At 73.5% G+C, this 15027-nt stretch carries 12 protein-coding genes; 5 read left to right on the top strand and 7 right to left on the bottom strand.

Annotation, left to right across the window (positions count from 1 at the left end):
- The first annotated feature begins 151 nt into the window (after positions 1-151).
- From glgX to treY, 3 genes are all read left to right on the top strand, one after another.
- Complete coding sequence (gene glgX, locus HA039_RS06725; protein WP_167025217.1) at positions 152-2272, top strand: glycogen debranching protein GlgX; 2121 nt, start codon at positions 152-154, stop codon at positions 2270-2272.
- A gap of 114 nt (positions 2273-2386) precedes the next feature.
- Complete coding sequence (locus HA039_RS06730; protein WP_167025220.1) at positions 2387-3163, top strand: GNAT family N-acetyltransferase; 777 nt, start codon at positions 2387-2389, stop codon at positions 3161-3163.
- Positions 3164-3277: 114 nt separating this feature from the next.
- On the top strand, positions 3278-5722 hold the full coding sequence (treY, locus tag HA039_RS06735) for a malto-oligosyltrehalose synthase (RefSeq protein ID WP_167025223.1): 2445 nt from the start codon (positions 3278-3280) through the stop codon (positions 5720-5722).
- Between the two features lie 206 nt (positions 5723-5928).
- Here the strand turns inward: treY and HA039_RS06740 are convergent, their stop codons facing one another.
- Entirely contained in the window at positions 5929-7059 is a 1131-nt protein-coding gene (locus HA039_RS06740; RefSeq protein ID WP_243869232.1) for a cytochrome P450, read from the bottom strand.
- Positions 7060-7251: 192 nt separating this feature from the next.
- A complete protein-coding gene (locus tag HA039_RS06745; RefSeq protein ID WP_167025226.1) occupies positions 7252-7818 on the bottom strand; it encodes a DUF1707 and FHA domain-containing protein in 567 nt (188 codons plus the stop codon).
- Positions 7819-8130: 312 nt separating this feature from the next.
- Here HA039_RS06745 and treZ point away from each other — a divergent pair, with 312 nt between their 5' ends.
- Entirely contained in the window at positions 8131-9882 is a 1752-nt protein-coding gene (gene treZ, locus HA039_RS06750) for a malto-oligosyltrehalose trehalohydrolase (protein ID WP_167025229.1), read from the top strand.
- Between the two features lie 46 nt (positions 9883-9928).
- Here the strand turns inward: treZ and HA039_RS06755 are convergent, their stop codons facing one another.
- The 5 genes from HA039_RS06755 to HA039_RS06775 all read right to left on the bottom strand — a co-directional run bounded on the left by HA039_RS06755 (position 9929) and on the right by HA039_RS06775 (position 14563).
- The gene (locus HA039_RS06755; protein WP_167025233.1) at positions 9929-10348 is read right to left on the bottom strand and encodes a hypothetical protein; all 420 of its coding nucleotides are present in this window, start codon (positions 10346-10348) and stop codon (positions 9929-9931) included.
- Between the two features lie 57 nt (positions 10349-10405).
- Positions 10406-11548 carry an aminopeptidase P family protein gene (locus HA039_RS06760; RefSeq protein ID WP_167025236.1) on the bottom strand — a complete coding sequence of 381 codons (1143 nt, stop codon included), beginning with the start codon at positions 11546-11548 and terminating at the stop codon, positions 10406-10408.
- A 133-nt stretch (positions 11549-11681) separates the two neighbouring features.
- On the bottom strand, positions 11682-12605 hold the full coding sequence (locus tag HA039_RS34585) for a ricin-type beta-trefoil lectin domain protein (RefSeq protein ID WP_425086314.1): 924 nt from the start codon (positions 12603-12605) through the stop codon (positions 11682-11684).
- A 247-nt stretch (positions 12606-12852) separates the two neighbouring features.
- The gene (locus HA039_RS06770; RefSeq protein WP_167036339.1) at positions 12853-13809 is read right to left on the bottom strand and encodes a DUF1444 domain-containing protein; all 957 of its coding nucleotides are present in this window, start codon (positions 13807-13809) and stop codon (positions 12853-12855) included.
- Between the two features lie 115 nt (positions 13810-13924).
- Complete coding sequence (locus tag HA039_RS06775; RefSeq protein ID WP_167025242.1) at positions 13925-14563, bottom strand: nucleoside/nucleotide kinase family protein; 639 nt, start codon at positions 14561-14563, stop codon at positions 13925-13927.
- 55 nt (positions 14564-14618) lie between these two features.
- Between HA039_RS06775 and HA039_RS06780 the strand changes: the two genes are divergently transcribed.
- A complete protein-coding gene (locus HA039_RS06780; protein ID WP_167025245.1) occupies positions 14619-15011 on the top strand; it encodes a VOC family protein in 393 nt (130 codons plus the stop codon).
- Positions 15012-15027: the final 16 nt, after the last annotated feature.

Genomic DNA, 15027 nt, shown 5'->3' on the forward strand with positions numbered 1-15027 from the left:
AACCGGGGTCCGCGATCCGGGCGACGGCGCGGAACGTCACGTTGACTCGGGCAAGAATCCATCCGGTTCCTAGGTGGTGACGCCACTTTCGGGGAAGATCTGTCTTCAAGTGACCCGCAGCACCCGGATCAGAAATGGAAGAGTTGTATCTATGCAGGTCTGGCCGGGACAGACGTATCCCCTCGGCGCCACGTACGACGGCGCCGGCACCAACTTCGCGGTCTACTCCGAGGCCGCCGACCGGATCGAGTTGTGCCTGCTGCACGACGACGGTTCAGAAACGGCGGTGGAACTGCGCGAGAGCGACGCCTTCGTCCGGCACGCCTACCTGCCGGGCATCATGCCCGGCCAGCGCTACGGCTTCCGGGCGCACGGACCGTACGAACCGGAGCGGGGGCAGCGCTGCAACTCCGCCAAGCTGCTCCTCGACCCGTACGCGCGTGCGATCAGCGGGGCCGTCGAATGGAACGAGTCGGTCTACGGCTACCACTTCGGGAAGCCGGACTCGCGCAACGACCTGGACTCCGCCCCCCACACGATGACCTCGGTCGTGGTCAATCCGTACTTCGACTGGGGCGACGACCGGCTCCCGCGGACCGAGTACCACAAGACGGTCCTGTACGAGGCCCACGTGAAGGGCCTCACGATGCTCCACCCGGAGCTGCCCGAGGAACTGCGCGGCACGTACGCGGGGCTGGCCCACCCGGCGGTGATCGAGCACCTGACGGAGCTGGGCGTGACCGCGCTGGAGCTGATGCCGGTCCACCAGTTCGTCAACGACCACCGCCTCGTGGACGCCGGCCTCGCGAACTACTGGGGCTACAACACGATCGGCTTCTTCGCCCCGCACAACACCTACGCCTCCTGGGGCGACCGGGGCGAACAGGTCCTGGAGTTCAAGCAGGCGGTCAAGGCGCTGCACCAGGCGGGCATCGAGGTCATCCTCGACGTCGTCTACAACCACACGGCGGAGGGCAACCACCTCGGCCCGACGCTCTCCTTCCGCGGCCTGGACAACGCGCAGTACTACCGGCTGTCCGAGGACCAGCGCTACTACACGGACACCACGGGGACCGGGAACTCCCTGCTGATGCGCAGCCCGCACGTGCTCCAGCTGATCATGGACTCGCTGCGGTACTGGGTGACCGAGATGCACGTCGACGGTTTCCGCTTCGACCTGGCGGCGACCCTGGCCCGCCAGTTCCACGAGGTGGACCGGCTGTCGTCGTTCTTCGACCTGGTGCAGCAGGACCCGGTGGTGAGCCAGGTGAAGCTGATCGCCGAGCCGTGGGACGTGGGCGAGGGCGGGTACCAGGTGGGGAACTTCCCGCCGCTGTGGACCGAGTGGAACGGCAAGTACCGCGACACCGTACGGGACCTGTGGCGGGGCGAGCCGAGGACGCTGGCGGAGTTCGCCGGCCGCCTCACCGGTTCGTCCGACCTCTACCAGGACGACGGGCGCCGGCCGCTGGCCTCCATCAACTTCACCACCTGCCACGACGGCTTCACCCTGCACGACATGGTGTCGTACAACGACAAGCACAACGACGCCAACGGTGAGGACAACCGGGACGGCGAGAGCCACAACCGGTCGTGGAACTGCGGGGTGGAGGGCGAGACCGACGATCCGGAGATCATCGAGCTGCGCAACCGCCAGATGCGCAACTTCGTCGCGACGCTGATGCTGTCGCAGGGCGTGCCGATGCTGAGCCACGGTGACGAGTTCTCCCGGACGCAGGGCGGCAACAACAACGCCTACTGCCAGGACAACGAGGTGTCGTGGGTCAAGTGGCCCGAGCCGGGCGAGGACACCGACCGGACCATGCTCGAGTTCACCCAGGCCATGGTGTGGCTGCGGCGCGACCATCCGGTCTTCCGGCGGCGGCGCTTCTTCCACGGCCGTCCGGTGGAGGGCACGCACGACGACCTCTCCGACATCTCGTGGTTCACGCCGGAGGGCGGCGAGATGACGCAGGAGGACTGGCAGGCGGCCCACGCCAAGGCCATGACGGTCTTCCTGAACGGGGGCGCGATCTCCGAGCCGGGGCCGCGCGGTGAGCGGATCTCGGACGACTCGTTCCTGTTGATGTTCAACGCGAGCGCGGAGGAACTGGAGTTCGTGGTCCCGGTGAACCACGGGCGCCAGTGGCAGGTGATGGTGGACACGGCCCGGCCGGAGGGGGTGCCTCCGGGGCAGGGCGAGAAGGTCGACGGCGGTGAGCGGATCACGATGATCGGCCGCAGCCTGACGGTCCTGATGCGCCCGGCGTGACGGGCCCGGCCCGCCCGGCCGGGCGGGCCTGACGTACCCGGCGTGACACCGGGCACGGGGCGGTGGGGGCTTAATGCGGTTGCCCCCGCCGCCTCGCGGTGTTCTGGTGGCCGGATGGATCAGCACGAGGTACTGAATCGGTTCGACCGGCACATGCGCCGGGACGCCACGCCCGACAACTCCGCCGCCGTCGTCGAGCACACCGGCGGAGTGGTACGGCAGAGCGGCGGCCCGCACGACTGGAACGGCGTCCTCTGGTCGGACCTGGACGAGGAGTCCGCCCCGGCCGCCGTCGCCGCGCAGGTGGCGCACTTCACCGCCCTCGGGCGCGAGTTCGAGTGGAAGCACTACAGCCACGACCGCCCCGCCACCCTCCCCGCCCTGCTCCTCGCGGCCGGGTTCGTGGCCGAGCCCGCCGAGGCCCTGATGGTCGGGGAGGCCGCCGCCCTGACCGCCCCGGTCGAGCTGCCCGAGGGCGTACGGCTGGTCCCGGTCACCGACGCGGCCGGGGTCGAGCTGATGGCGTCCGTCCACGAGCAGGCCTTCGGCTCGGACGGCGGATGGCTCAGGCAGCGGCTCCTCGCCCAGCTCACCGGGACGCCCGACGAGGTCGTCGCGGTGGTCGCCATGGCGGGGGACGTACCGGTCAGCGCGGCCCGCATGGATCTGCCGCCGGGCAAGGAGTTCGCCGGGCTGTGGGGCGGCGGGACGACCGAGGCGTGGCGCGGGAAGGGCGTCTACCGGGCGCTGGTGGCGTACCGGGCGCGGATCGCCGCCGCGCGCGGATACCCCTATCTCCAGGTCGACGCGTCCGACGACAGCCGCCCGATCCTCCACCGGCTGGGATTCGTACAGCTGAGCATCACCACGCCGTACGTCCACAAGCCGTAGGCTCTACGGCGGCCGGGTGATCGCGAAGACCCCACCGGGCCCGTCGTCCGGCCGTACGCATGAGCCGGGGACGGTGATGACACAGAAGCCCAGAACCGGGGTACGTACGATCGTATGACGCCCACCGCGACCTACCGGCTCCAGCTCCAGCCGGACTTCCCCTTCTCGGCGGCGGCCAAAGCCGTGCCCTACCTCGCCGCGCTCGGCGTCTCGCACCTGCACCTCTCGCCGGTGCTGGAGGCCGTCCCCGGCTCGGCGCACGGCTACGACGTCGTCGACCACTCCGCCGTACGCGCCGAGCTGGGCGGCGAGGACGGCCTGCGCCGGCTGGCGGCCCGGGCCCATGAGTACGGCCTCGGGATCGTCCTCGACATCGTCCCCAACCACATGGCCACCGCGCCCCGGCACAACAAGGCCCTGTGGGAGGTGCTGCGCGAGGGCCGGGACTCGCCGTACGCCCGCTGGTTCGACATCGACTGGGACGCGGGGGACGGCAAGCTGCTGATGCCCGTCCTGCCGGGCCCGGTCGGCGGCGAGCTGGCCGCCGGCGAGCTGCGCGTCGAGGAGGGCCTGCTGTGCCACGGCGAGCAGCGCTTCCCGCTGGCCGAGGGCACCGCGCACCTGCCGCTGCCCGAGCTGCTGGACCGTCAGCACTACCGGCTCGCGTGGTGGCGGCTGGCCCGTACGGAGCTCAACTACCGGCGGTTCTTCACCATCTCCGACCTGATCGGGGTGCGGGTCGAGGACCCGGAGGTGTTCGACGCGACCCACGCGAAGATCCTCGAGCTGGTACGGGACGGCGTCGTGGACGGGCTGCGGATCGACCACCCGGACGGGCTGGCCGACCCGGAGGCGTACCTGCGGCGGCTGGACGAGGCGACGGGTGGCGACTGCTGGACGGTCGTGGAGAAGATCCTCACCGGCGAGGAGCCGCTCCCCGCGGGCTGGCCGGTCGCCGGGACCACCGGCTACGACGCGCTGCACCGGATCGACGGCGTCTTCACCGACCCGGTGGGCGCGCGGGCGCTGGAGGACCTGTACCGCACGGTCGCGGCGCCGGCCGGGGACCGGGGCGGGTACTGGGAAGGTACGGTGCGCCGGGCCGCGTACAAGGTCGTCATCCATGAACTGGCCGCCGAGACCGCGTTCCTCGGCCGGGCGGCGGAACGAATCTGCGCCGCGGACCCGGCCCTGCGGGACCACGCGCCGTGGGCGCTGCGCACGGCGATCCGGGAGCTGCTGGTCCGGGTGCCGGTCTACCGCCCGTACACGACGGCGGGCGGCCCGAGCCCGGACGCGGCGGAGGCGGCGGTGTCCGACGAGGCGGTACGGCAGGTGAAGGCGGCCTTCGTCGTGCCGGGCGAGTCGGCGGCGGTGGACGTCGTACGGGAGCTGGCGCTCGGCCGGCTCGGTACGGGCCCGGACCACGTGGCGTTCTGCGCGCGCTTCGCCCAGACGTCGTCGGCGCTGCGCGCCAAGTCCGTGGAGGACACGGCGTTCTACCGCTACGTGCCGCTGATCTCGGCGAACGAGGTGGGCGGCGATCCGGGCGATCCGGCGGTGAGCCCGGAGCGGTTCCACGCGTACTGCGCCCGGCTGGCACGCGACTGGCCGACCACCGGAACCGTACTGACGACGCACGACACCAAGCGCAGCGCGGACGTTCGGGCCGGGATCGCTGTCCTGTCCGAGTGCCCCGAGCGGTGGGGCGACCTGCTGGAGCGGGTGACGGGCGTGGCGGCGCCGGACCCGCAGATGGCCTGGCAGGCGTGGCAGACGTCGGTGGGTTTCACCCCGGCGGGCGAGATCCTGGAGGAGAACGACGGGGGCGGGCGCGCGTTCGGCGCCGCTCCCGGGACGCCGGCCGGGGACGTGGAGGCGGCGGAGGCCTCCTGGCCGGACGGCGCGCGGATGGTGCCGGCCCTGCTCAAGTCGGTGCGGGAGGCGGGGCTGCACACCAACTGGACCGAGGGCGACCCGCTGTACGAGCGCGCGGTGACGGAGTTCGTCGAGGCGGGTCCGGCCGGGCCGGCGCGGCGGACGGTCGCCGCGTTCACCCGCACGCTCGGCCCCTACGTACGGGCGAGCGCGCTGGGCGCGGCGCTGGTGCACCTGACGATGCCGGGGGTCCCCGACCTGTACCAGGGCACGGAGCGGGAGTACGTGGCCCTGGTGGACCCGGACAACCGGGCGCCGTTCCGGACCGGGCCGCCCGACGAGAAGACGGTGGTCACGACGGCGGCGCTGGGGCTGCGCCGGGAGCGTCCCGAGGTGTTCGGCGCGTCGGGGACGTACCTGCCGCTGACCGCGAACGGCCGGGCCACGGACCACTGCCTGGCGTTCTGCCGCTCGGGCGAGGTGGTCACGGCGGTGACGCGGCTGCCTCTGCGCCTGGCGGAGGCGGGGGGCTGGGGCGACACCGAGCTGGTCCTGCCGCCGGGGCGCTGGTCGGACGCGCTGGCGTCCCCGGCGAGGGAGTTCGAGGGCGGCGTACCGGTGCTCGTGTCGGACCTCTTCGCGGACCGCCCGGTGGCGTTGCTGAGGACCGTTCGTCCGTAGACGGACGCTCCGGCCCCCTGTGCCTCGCGCCCTGTGCCCCGCATCGTGTGCACGCGATGCGGGGCACACCGCCGTCGACCCGCGGGCGGAGATGCGGCGGGCGGAGATGCGGGAGTACGACGCGCTGGGGCGATCGCGGCGCTTTTCGGGTGATCGGAGCGGGCGAACAGGCTGTCAGTGCGGGTGAACGGGGCTCCCCCTGGGCCCTACGACCCCCGTCGGCCGCCGGGGCTGACCAGAAGCGTCCGCGGGGCCCTGACGACCAGTCCGGCCGGGACGGGGCGGAAGCCGTCGGCCCAGCGCAGGGCGGGCATCGCCGTCAGCAGGGCCCGTACGCCGTGTTCCGCCTCCAGGCCCGCGAGCAGCACGGCCGGGCAGGAGCCGGTGCCGAAGGTGAGCTGGCCGGGGTCGGTCCGCGCCAGGTCGAAGCGGTCGGGGTCCCGGAAGCGGGCGGGGTCGCGGCCCGCCGCGCCGATGAGGCAGGCGACCCGGGCGCCGGGCGGGAGGGTGCCGCCGGTCACCTCGACCTCGGCGGAGGTACGGCGCAGCACGACCTGGACGGGCGGGTCGCGCCGCAGGGACTCGGCCCAGGCGCGCGGGATCAGCGCGGGGTGTTCGCGCAGGAGCGCGCCGAGGCCCGGCTCCCCCAGCACGTTGGCGAGGAACGCGGCGAGGGCCGTCTCGCGGACGGCGGTCCGGGACGCGCACGGTCCGGCGGGGGCGGTCTCGGCGCGGCGGCGTACGAGCCGGGACAGGTCGCGGCCGTCCCGGCAGGCGCCGCCGACGGCGGTCGCGAGCGCCCCGGCGGGCAGCCACCGGCAGAACTCCTCGACCAGGTCGGCCCGCCCCCGCCCGGCGATACGCCGCGCGAGGACGTACGCGGTGCGCTCGACGACCTCCCCGAGCCCGCGTTCCGGCAGCACGGGGTGGGCGGCGCAGTCCGGGTCGCCGGGCCGGTGGCCCTGGGTGAACCGGGGGTCGGTGAGCGCGAGGGAGACGTCGTCGTACCGGCTGACGAGCCAGACCCCGAGGACGGGCTCGTAGGCGAGGGGCGAACGCTCGCGGAGGGTGCGGTAGAAGGGGTACGGATCGGGCACGGCCCCCCGCAACAACACCCGGGGCACCCCATTGCCCCCACCGCTCCCGCCCGCGCCCCGCACGTCGGCCCCGCCGCCACCGGGCAGGGCGACCCGCGAGGCCGCCGGGCACTCGGCGGGGACGCCTCCGGGGGCGGGCCACGCGGCGGAGGTGGCGGGGGTCAGCGCGGGGTCGTCCCGCCCGGCTGCCGGGTCCGTCGCGTTCGTGGCGCGTATGCGGGCGGACGGATCGACCGGCATGTGGGCCCCCTTGACCGGGCGGGCGCGCCTGCGGACGGGCGCGGTTACCCCACAGCCGACCACCGTCCGGGCCGCCCCGCAGTCGGCGCACGGCCGTACGGGTGGCGGACGGGGCCGGTCAGCGGTACGCGGCGCCCGTACCGGCGGACACGCCCGTACCCGGCAGAGGTCCCCGTACCGGCGGACGCTCCCTCAGCTCCGGGGCTGCTGTTCCCCCGAGGACAGGCGGAAGTCCATCCGGCCGAAGCCCACCATGTCGCCGTCCCGCACCACGACCGTCTCGGTGACGCGGCGCCCGTTGACCGTCGTGCCGTTCGTCGAGCCGAGGTCGCGGAGGATCCACACCCCGCCCTGCATGCTCAGCTCGGCGTGGACGCGGGAGACCGTCTCGTGGCTGAGCCGCAGTCCGTTCATCGGATCGCGGCCGATCCGCAGCGGGTACGGGCCCGGCTGCGGGAGCAGCAGCTTCGGCAGGCGTTCGACCTGCCACGCCCTGCGCAGCCGTATCGAGAACGCCGAGATCCGGCTCACCGTGCCGAAGAGCTTCCGCGACCACGGGCTCTCGGTCTCCAAGTCCGCGGTGATCGCCTTGAGTTCGTCGATGCCCCGGGCCGCGAGCACGAGATCCGTACGGCGCAGGAAGGTGTCGTGCGACAGCCGGCCCATCGCCGCGCCCTCCCTGAGCACCGCGAGTACGCGGTCGCGCTCGGCGTCGGACAGCCGCGCGGGATACGTCTGGAACTCGAAGGAGGACGTCACCCCGTGATTGTCGGGCCGACGCCCCCGAGGTGTCCAGACGGTACCGGCGGCACACCACATCCGGCCCAGCGCTGACCTGCACCGGAGGGAACCCGCGCCCGATTCGCGGCGATCACCCGGCCTCCGGCCGTCTGTCTTGTCACCATGGGGGGACAGTAGTGAGGACAGTGGTCCTGACCGCTGTGGGTGACAGCTGTGGTGACGCAGCGGCGACAGCTGAGGTGACGGCAGCGGTGACGGCAGCGGTGACGGCAGCGGTGACAGGCGGGTACATCGGGTACTGGCCGGTACGGCGACAAGGGGGAACAGCCCGTGCAGTTCGAGGTGTGGGCGCCGCAGGCGCAGGACCGGGTCGTGCTCCGGGTCGAGGACGACGACGTACCGATGGAACGCGATCCGGAGCGCGACGGCTGGTGGATCGCCCAGGCGCCCGCCGCCGACGGGAGCCGGTACGGCTTCGCGCTCGACGGCGGTCCCGTCCTGCCCGACCCCCGCTCGCGCCGCCAGCCCGACGGCCCCGACGGGCTGAGCGCGGTCGTGGACCAGACGGCGCACGAGTGGCAGGCCGAATGGCCCGGCGTGGACCTGCCGGGAGCCGTCCTGTACGAGATGCACGTGGGGACGTTCACCGGCGAGGGCACCTTCGACGCGGCGGCGGAGCAGCTCGGCGCGCTGGCCGAACTGGGCGTCACCCATGTCGAGTTGATGCCCGTGTGCCCGTTCCCCGGGGTCCACGGGTGGGGGTACGAGGGGGTGTCGCTGTGGGCGGTGCACGAGCCGTACGGCGGCCCGGCCGGGCTGAAGCGCTTCGTCGACGCCGCGCACGCCCTCGGGCTCGGCGTCGTCCTGGACGTGGTGCACAACCACCTGGGCCCGGCGGGCAACTACCTGCCCCAGTTCGGCCCGTACTTCACGGACACCCATCACACGCCGTGGGGCGCGGCCGTCAACCTGGACGCCCCGGGATCGGACGACGTCCGCGCGTACCTGCTGGAGAGCGCCCTCGCGTGGCTGCGGGACTTCCGGCTGGACGGGCTGCGCCTCGACGCTGTGCACGCGCTGGCCGACCACCGCGCGCTGACGTTCCTCGAAGAGCTGTCCACCGCGGTGGACGGGCTCTCGGGGGGCCTCGGCCGCCCGCTGTTCCTGATCGCCGAGTCCGACCTCGCGGACCCGCGCACGACCACCCCCCGCACCCAGGGCGGGCTGGGCCTGCACGCGCAGTGGAACGACGACTTCCACCACGCGCTGCACACCGCGCTGACCGGCGAGGGCCAGGGCTACTACGCGGACTTCGCGCGCGCGCCGCTCGCCGCGCTCGCGAAGACGCTGACGCGGGTCTTCTTCCACGACGGTACGTATTCGAGCTTCCGGGGCCGTACGCACGGCCGTCCCGTGGACCTGACGCGGACCCCGGCGCACCGCTTCCTCGGGTACGCGCAGACCCACGACCAGATCGGCAACCGCGCGCTCGGGGACCGGCTGTCCGCCACGCTCTCCCCCGGACTGCTGGCGTGCGCCGCCGCGTTGGTGCTGACGGGGCCGCACACGCCGATGCTGTTCATGGGCGAGGAGTGGGGGGCGCGCACGCCGTGGCAGTTCTTCACCGACCACCCGGACCCGGTGCTCGCGGAGGCCGTACGCAACGGCAGGCGCCGGGAGTTCGGGGCGCACGGGTGGGCGGAGGAGGACATCCCGGACCCGCAGGACCCGGCGACCCGTGACCGTTCCTGCCTGGACCGCGCGGAGTTGGCGGAGGAGCCGCACGCGCGCCTGCTGGCCTGGCACCGCGACCTGATCGCCCTGCGCCGCGGCCAGCCGGACCTGGCGGACCCGAACCTCGCGTCGGTGAAGGTCGCGTACGACGAGGAGGCGCGCTGGCTCGCGTACCGGCGGGGCGATCTGCGGATCGCGGTCAACCTCTCCCCGGGGCCGGTGGAGATCCCCCTCGGCGGCCCGGTCGCGGCCCGCGTCCTGGCCGCATGGAACCCGGTGGAACCGCCGGGCGCGGACGGCGTCCTGCGCCTGCCCGCGGAGTCGTGCGTGGTCCTGGCGGGCGGCTGAACGGGGCCCCGGGCCAAGGGGGTTCGGTACGGGCGGGTGGGCGGCGTCAGCTGCCTGAGGGCAGCGCGAAGGGGTCTTCGGGCGGGAAGCAGCCGTACTCCACCAGCGACAGCGGATCGTCGAGGACGACCTGCGTGAACTCGCCCGCCGGGCGAAGTCCGTCCGGGCGAAGTCCGTCCGGGCGAAGTCCGTCCGGGCGTACGGGAGTCGGCGCGCCGGCGTGTGCGGGTGGCGTCGTGTCCGGTGAGCCGGCCGCGAGCCCGCCGAAGCGCCCCAGGAGGGCGAACACGGCGTCATGGACGTCGCGGACGTCCTCGGCGGCGGTCTCTTCGGTGGCGTCGGGGGAGAGTTCGAGGTGGGCGGCGCGGGCGGCGGCGAGGAAGCGCTCCGGATCGGCGATCACCACGTCCTGCCGGATCCGGACACTCACCCGCATGCCGGCCGCCGGCACTGTCATCTCGTCCACCGCGTCACGGTATCCGACGGCAGAACGCCACCACCGACCCGCACCGCACCCACTCCCCTACTCCACCAACGCCATCTCCCGCGACGTGTTGTTGAAGCGGCGGCCACCGTCCTCCGTCACCGTGACGATGTCCTCGATCCGGACGCCGAAGCGGCCGGGCAGGTAGACGCCGGGCTCGATGGAGAAGCACATGCCGGGCACCATCGGCCGCTCCTCGCCCTCGATCATGTACGGCGGCTCGTGGGTGGTGACGCCGATGCCGTGGCCGGTGCGGTGGATGAAGTACTCGCCGTATCCCGCCGCGTCGATGACCGCGCGGGCGGCCCGGTCGACCTCCTGGCAGGCCACGCCGGGACGCACGGCCTCGAACCCGGCCTGCTGCGCCTCGCGGACGAGGTCGTGGACGGCCCGCTCCTCGGCGGTCGGCTCGCCGACGTGGACGGTACGGGTGGTGTCGGAGCCGTACCCGTGCTTGAGCCCGCCGAAGTCGAGGACGATCATGTCGCCCCGCTCGATGACGCGGGTGCCCGCCTCGTGATGCGGGTTGGCGCCGTTGGGGCCCGAGCCGACCACGGTGAAGTCGACCTGCGAGTGGCCGTGCCGCAGGAGGAGCGCGGCAAGGTCGGCGGCCACCTCCGTCTCCCTGCGCCCGGCGAACCGTACGCCGAGGATGTCGCCGTACGCCGCGTCGGCGGCGGCGCCCGCCGCCTCGGCCCTGGCCAGCTCCCGGGCGTCCTTGACGGCGCGGAGCATGGGCAGCGCCTCGGTGAGCGCCACGTACGACGTGCCGGGCAGGGCGTGCTGGAACGCGAGGAGGTGCATGGCCCAGGCGTTGTCGCTGACGCCGAAGCGCCCCGCGGGGTCGAGCAGGGGCGCGGTGACGGCGTACGGGTCCTTGGCGTCGGTCCAGTCGCGCAGCGTCAGCGCGGCCGCCCCCGGCGCGCGCTCCGCGTCACCGGCCTCCAGGGCCGGCACGACGAGCACGGGGTCCTGGCCGGCGGCGAGGACGAGCAGCGTCAGGCGCTCGGTGTCGGCGCCGGGCCGGTAGCCGGTGAGGTACGTGAGGTCGGGCCCGGGAGCGACGAGCAGCCCCGCCAGCCCCTCGTCGGCGGCCGACGCGACGGCGCGGGCCATCCGGACGCGGTAGTCGTCGGCGGTGAAGGGGGCGAGGGCGGGGTTGTCTTCGGTGCTGATGGCCATGCCTTCATCCTGCCGCCCGAACCTACGCGGCGCGACCCCCTGGGGTGGGGAGCCCGCCCGCCCGGGGGCGGACGGAGGTGGCCGCTCCGGGCCCGAGCCGTCGGGGCCGGTGCCCGGAGCGGTCCGTCGTGGGTCAGCTCGGGAGGGTCCAGAGCTGGTTCGGGGCGCCGAAGCAGTCCCAGATCTGGAGGCGGGTCAGGTTCGCGGAGCTGTTGCCCGTGGCGTCGAGGCACTTGCCCGACTGGGGGTTCACGACCTGGCCGTTGCCCTGCCGCTGCCACTTCTGCGCGCCGCTGCCGTTGCACGTCCACAGCTGGACCTGCGCGCCGTTGGCCGTGGAGCCCGAGGAGACGTCCAGGCACTTGCCGAGGGCGCGCAGGGTGCCGTCCGACGCGGCGGTCCAGTTCTGCGCGCCGGTGCCGTTGCAGTCGTACAGCTGGACGGCGGTGCCGTCGGCGCTGCTCGCGGCGTTGACGTCGACGCACTTGCCGCCGAAGCCACGGATCGGGCCGGTCGCCCCGGTGGGAGTCCCGCCCCCGCCGCCGTTCCCGGAGAGGACCTCCAGCGTCACGTTGAAGTGCCCCGGGTCGGGCGAGATCGCGCCGATCCGCTGGAACGCGCCGTCGGACAGGTCGATGCAGAACGGCGCGCCCGCCGTCGACGCGAAGGAGCCGCGGTCGTTGATGCGGACCGTCACGGAGGCGTTGTTGGCGACGTTGGTGACCTTGACCATCGTGCCGAAGGGGAGCTGCGGGTTGAGGCTCAGCGACGTGGCGGCCGTCAAGGCGTTCATGTCGAAGATCTCGCCGCTCGCGGTGAACGAGCCGGGGGGTATCTCGGCGCCGTAGTGGGTCGCCCAGCACGTCGCGGCGGCGACGGCCGCGGGCTGTGCGGTGCGCGCGGCCGCGCCCGTCGTGGTGGGTGCGGCGGTGGTCGCCGCGGCGGCCGGTGCCGTGGCGGCGACGGCCGGTCCGCACACCACCAGCAGGGACACGAGCGCGCCCGCGACGCGGCGGACCGTACGACCGGGTCTCCGGCCCTTGATGACTCTCGACATGCGCAAGCCCATCACTACCTCTCGCTCGACTCCGGAACCGTGGGGGCGGAGTCCTGTTCCAGAACGCGTGGTGCGTGCCGAGACGATCTTGCGCACCTGACATGCTCACGAAACACAGCGAGCGGGGAAACGCTTGAGTATTCACGTACCAGCTGCCGAGAGGACTGGAATCCTTCCCTCCGGGCGCACTTGACCGGCGGAACGCCCGGTAGGGCGGCCGGCGAGGACGCCGGGCAGAGGCCCCCGGTCAGCCCGGCGGGTCCTGCTCGACCAGCCGCTCCAGCAGCGCCTCGAAGTCGTCGCCGACGACGATCCGCAGCCCCTCGCCGTCCTCGTCCTCCTCGCTGAGCTGCGTGAGGGTGCCGCCGCGCCACCAGTAGACGTACGGACTGATCGCCCCGGGCGTGTCCTCGAAACCCGAGGCCGCGAACGACGCCATCGCGTTGAGGGTGGGGATCATCGTGGCGTCGCGGATGACGTGGAAGGCGAGCTGGTGCCGGAAGGGCATCGCGACCAGCGCGCCGTCCAGGCCGATCGGCCGGCCCGTGACGCGCCGCACGAGCGAGTCCAGCGCGAGGACCCGGCTGGCCGTGTAGAACGAGTCGCCGAGGACCACCTCGAACCGCATCCCGTCCGCGTCCTTGACCGTCTCGCGCTTCTCCACCGGCAGCTCACGCAGATTCCGCAGCGCCTGCTCCCGCAGCCACGCGACCTCGCCCAGCGGCTCCAGCGCCTCGTCCGTGAGCATCATGACGCTCTCCGGGAGGTCCAGGGCCAGCACCTCGTACAGCCCCGGGGCGACGGACCGCGCGTACGCGAACGTCTGCGGGTCCAGGCCCTCGGCGCTGATGACCCGCGGGTAGAGCTGGGCGCGGATCTGCTCGGGCGGCAGGGTGTCGAGGGCGGAGGGGCCGTCCATCGTACGCAGCACCATCCCCGCGTGCTGGCGGGCCAGCTCGCCCCAGACGCGCGGACCCCGGTCGTCGTTGTGGCAGACCGCCGCGAGGTTGCCGAGCCCGAACTGCCGCCCGGAACTGTCCGTCACCACGTCGACGTAGACCGTGACCTCCAGGCCGTGCTCCGCGAAGGCCTCGCGCACCTGGCCGCGGAACAGCGCCCCCTCGTCGACCGAGAAGAAGGAGAACGCCGGGTCGCGCGGCGTGTCCCGCCCGTCGCGCCTAGGCCCTCGCCGGAAGAACCCCACACCATCGCCTCCACCCGTGTCGGCCGCGCCCGCCCTGACCGTCGTACCGTCCGTCGCCGGGCGGATCGCCGTCCCGCAGATCATCGGCCGTCCGGTGATCGTCCAAACTACGAGCCTAGTCTTCCCACCCGACGAACAGGTCGGCGCGCCCCCGGCCCCGGGCGACCAGGCGCGCGTTGGCCTCGTCGGAGTCCCTGACCCAGCGCTCCGCGTGCGCCGGCTCCTTGCCGAAGCGGACGTGCCGGTCCACCAGGCGGCGTACGCGCTCCTCGGGGTCCAGGTCCAGGAACCACACCTCGTCCAGCAGCGGGCGCACCGGCGCCCAGGGGCCTTCGTCGTGCAGCAGGTAGTTGCCCTCCGTCACGACGAGCGGGATCTCCGGCGGTACGGCGACGCTGCCCGCGACCGGCTCCTCCAGGGCCCGGTCGAAGGCGGGCGCGTACACCACGGCCCCGGGCTCCGGGGCGCGCAGCCGCGCGAGCAGGGCCGCGTAGCCGGCGGCGTCAAAGGTGTCGGGGGCGCCCTTGCGCTCCGCGCGGCCGAGGCGCTCCAGCTCGGCCCCCGCCAGGTGGAAGCCGTCCATGGGGACGAGGACGGCGAGCCCGCCGAGACGCTCGACCAGGAGGGCCGCGAGGGTCGACTTGCCCGCGCCGGGCGGCCCCGCGATCCCGAGCAGGCGGCGCCGGCCGGGGACGGCGAGGCGGCGGGCGCGGGCGGTCAGGGCCGTGATGCCGGTGCGGGCGGGCGCGTCCATAGGGGCATTCTCCCATCCTTGCCGCTCGCACATCATACGTATAACGTACGGGCGCATGTCACACATCGCCCTGATCACCCTGGTCGTCGCCGACTACGACGAGGCCCTCGCCTTCTACACCGACAAGCTGGGCTTCGGCCTGGTCGAGGACACCGACCGGGGCGACGGCTCCCGCTGGGTCGTGGTGCGCCCGCCGGGCGCGGGAGAGGGCGCGGCCGCCCTGCTCCTGGCCCGCGCGGCCGGGGACGCGCAGCGGGCGAGCGTCGGCGCGCAGACCGGCGGCCGGGTGGGCTTCTTCCTCCACACGCGGGACTTCGCGGGCGACCACGCGAGGATGCGGGCGGCCGGGGTCCGGTTCCTGGAGGAGCCCCGGCACGAACCGTACGGCTCGGTCGCGGTCTTCGAGGACCTGTACGGCAACCGCTGGGACCTGCTCCAGCCGGCGTGAACCGGGGCCGGCCCTC

Source organism: Streptomyces liangshanensis (assembly GCF_011694815.1).
Taxonomy (GTDB): domain Bacteria; phylum Actinomycetota; class Actinomycetes; order Streptomycetales; family Streptomycetaceae; genus Streptomyces; species Streptomyces liangshanensis.

Bases quoted from the DNA above. Each gene is read 5' to 3' on its own strand.
- HA039_RS06760 (WP_167025236.1), bottom strand. From the start codon at position 11,548: ATGGCCATCAGCACCGAAGACAACCCCGCCCTCGCCCCCTTCACCGCC.
- glgX (WP_167025217.1), top strand. From the start codon at position 152: ATGCAGGTCTGGCCGGGACAGACGTATCCCCTCGGCGCCACGTACGAC.
- HA039_RS06730 (WP_167025220.1), top strand. From the start codon at position 2,387: ATGGATCAGCACGAGGTACTGAATCGGTTCGACCGGCACATGCGCCGG.
- HA039_RS06740 (WP_243869232.1), bottom strand. From the start codon at position 7,059: ATGCCGGTCGATCCGTCCGCCCGCATACGCGCCACGAACGCGACGGAC.
- HA039_RS06780 (WP_167025245.1), top strand. From the start codon at position 14,619: ATGTCACACATCGCCCTGATCACCCTGGTCGTCGCCGACTACGACGAG.
- HA039_RS06775 (WP_167025242.1), bottom strand. From the start codon at position 14,563: ATGGACGCGCCCGCCCGCACCGGCATCACGGCCCTGACCGCCCGCGCC.
- treY (WP_167025223.1), top strand. From the start codon at position 3,278: ATGACGCCCACCGCGACCTACCGGCTCCAGCTCCAGCCGGACTTCCCC.
- HA039_RS34585 (WP_425086314.1), bottom strand. From the start codon at position 12,605: ATGTCGAGAGTCATCAAGGGCCGGAGACCCGGTCGTACGGTCCGCCGC.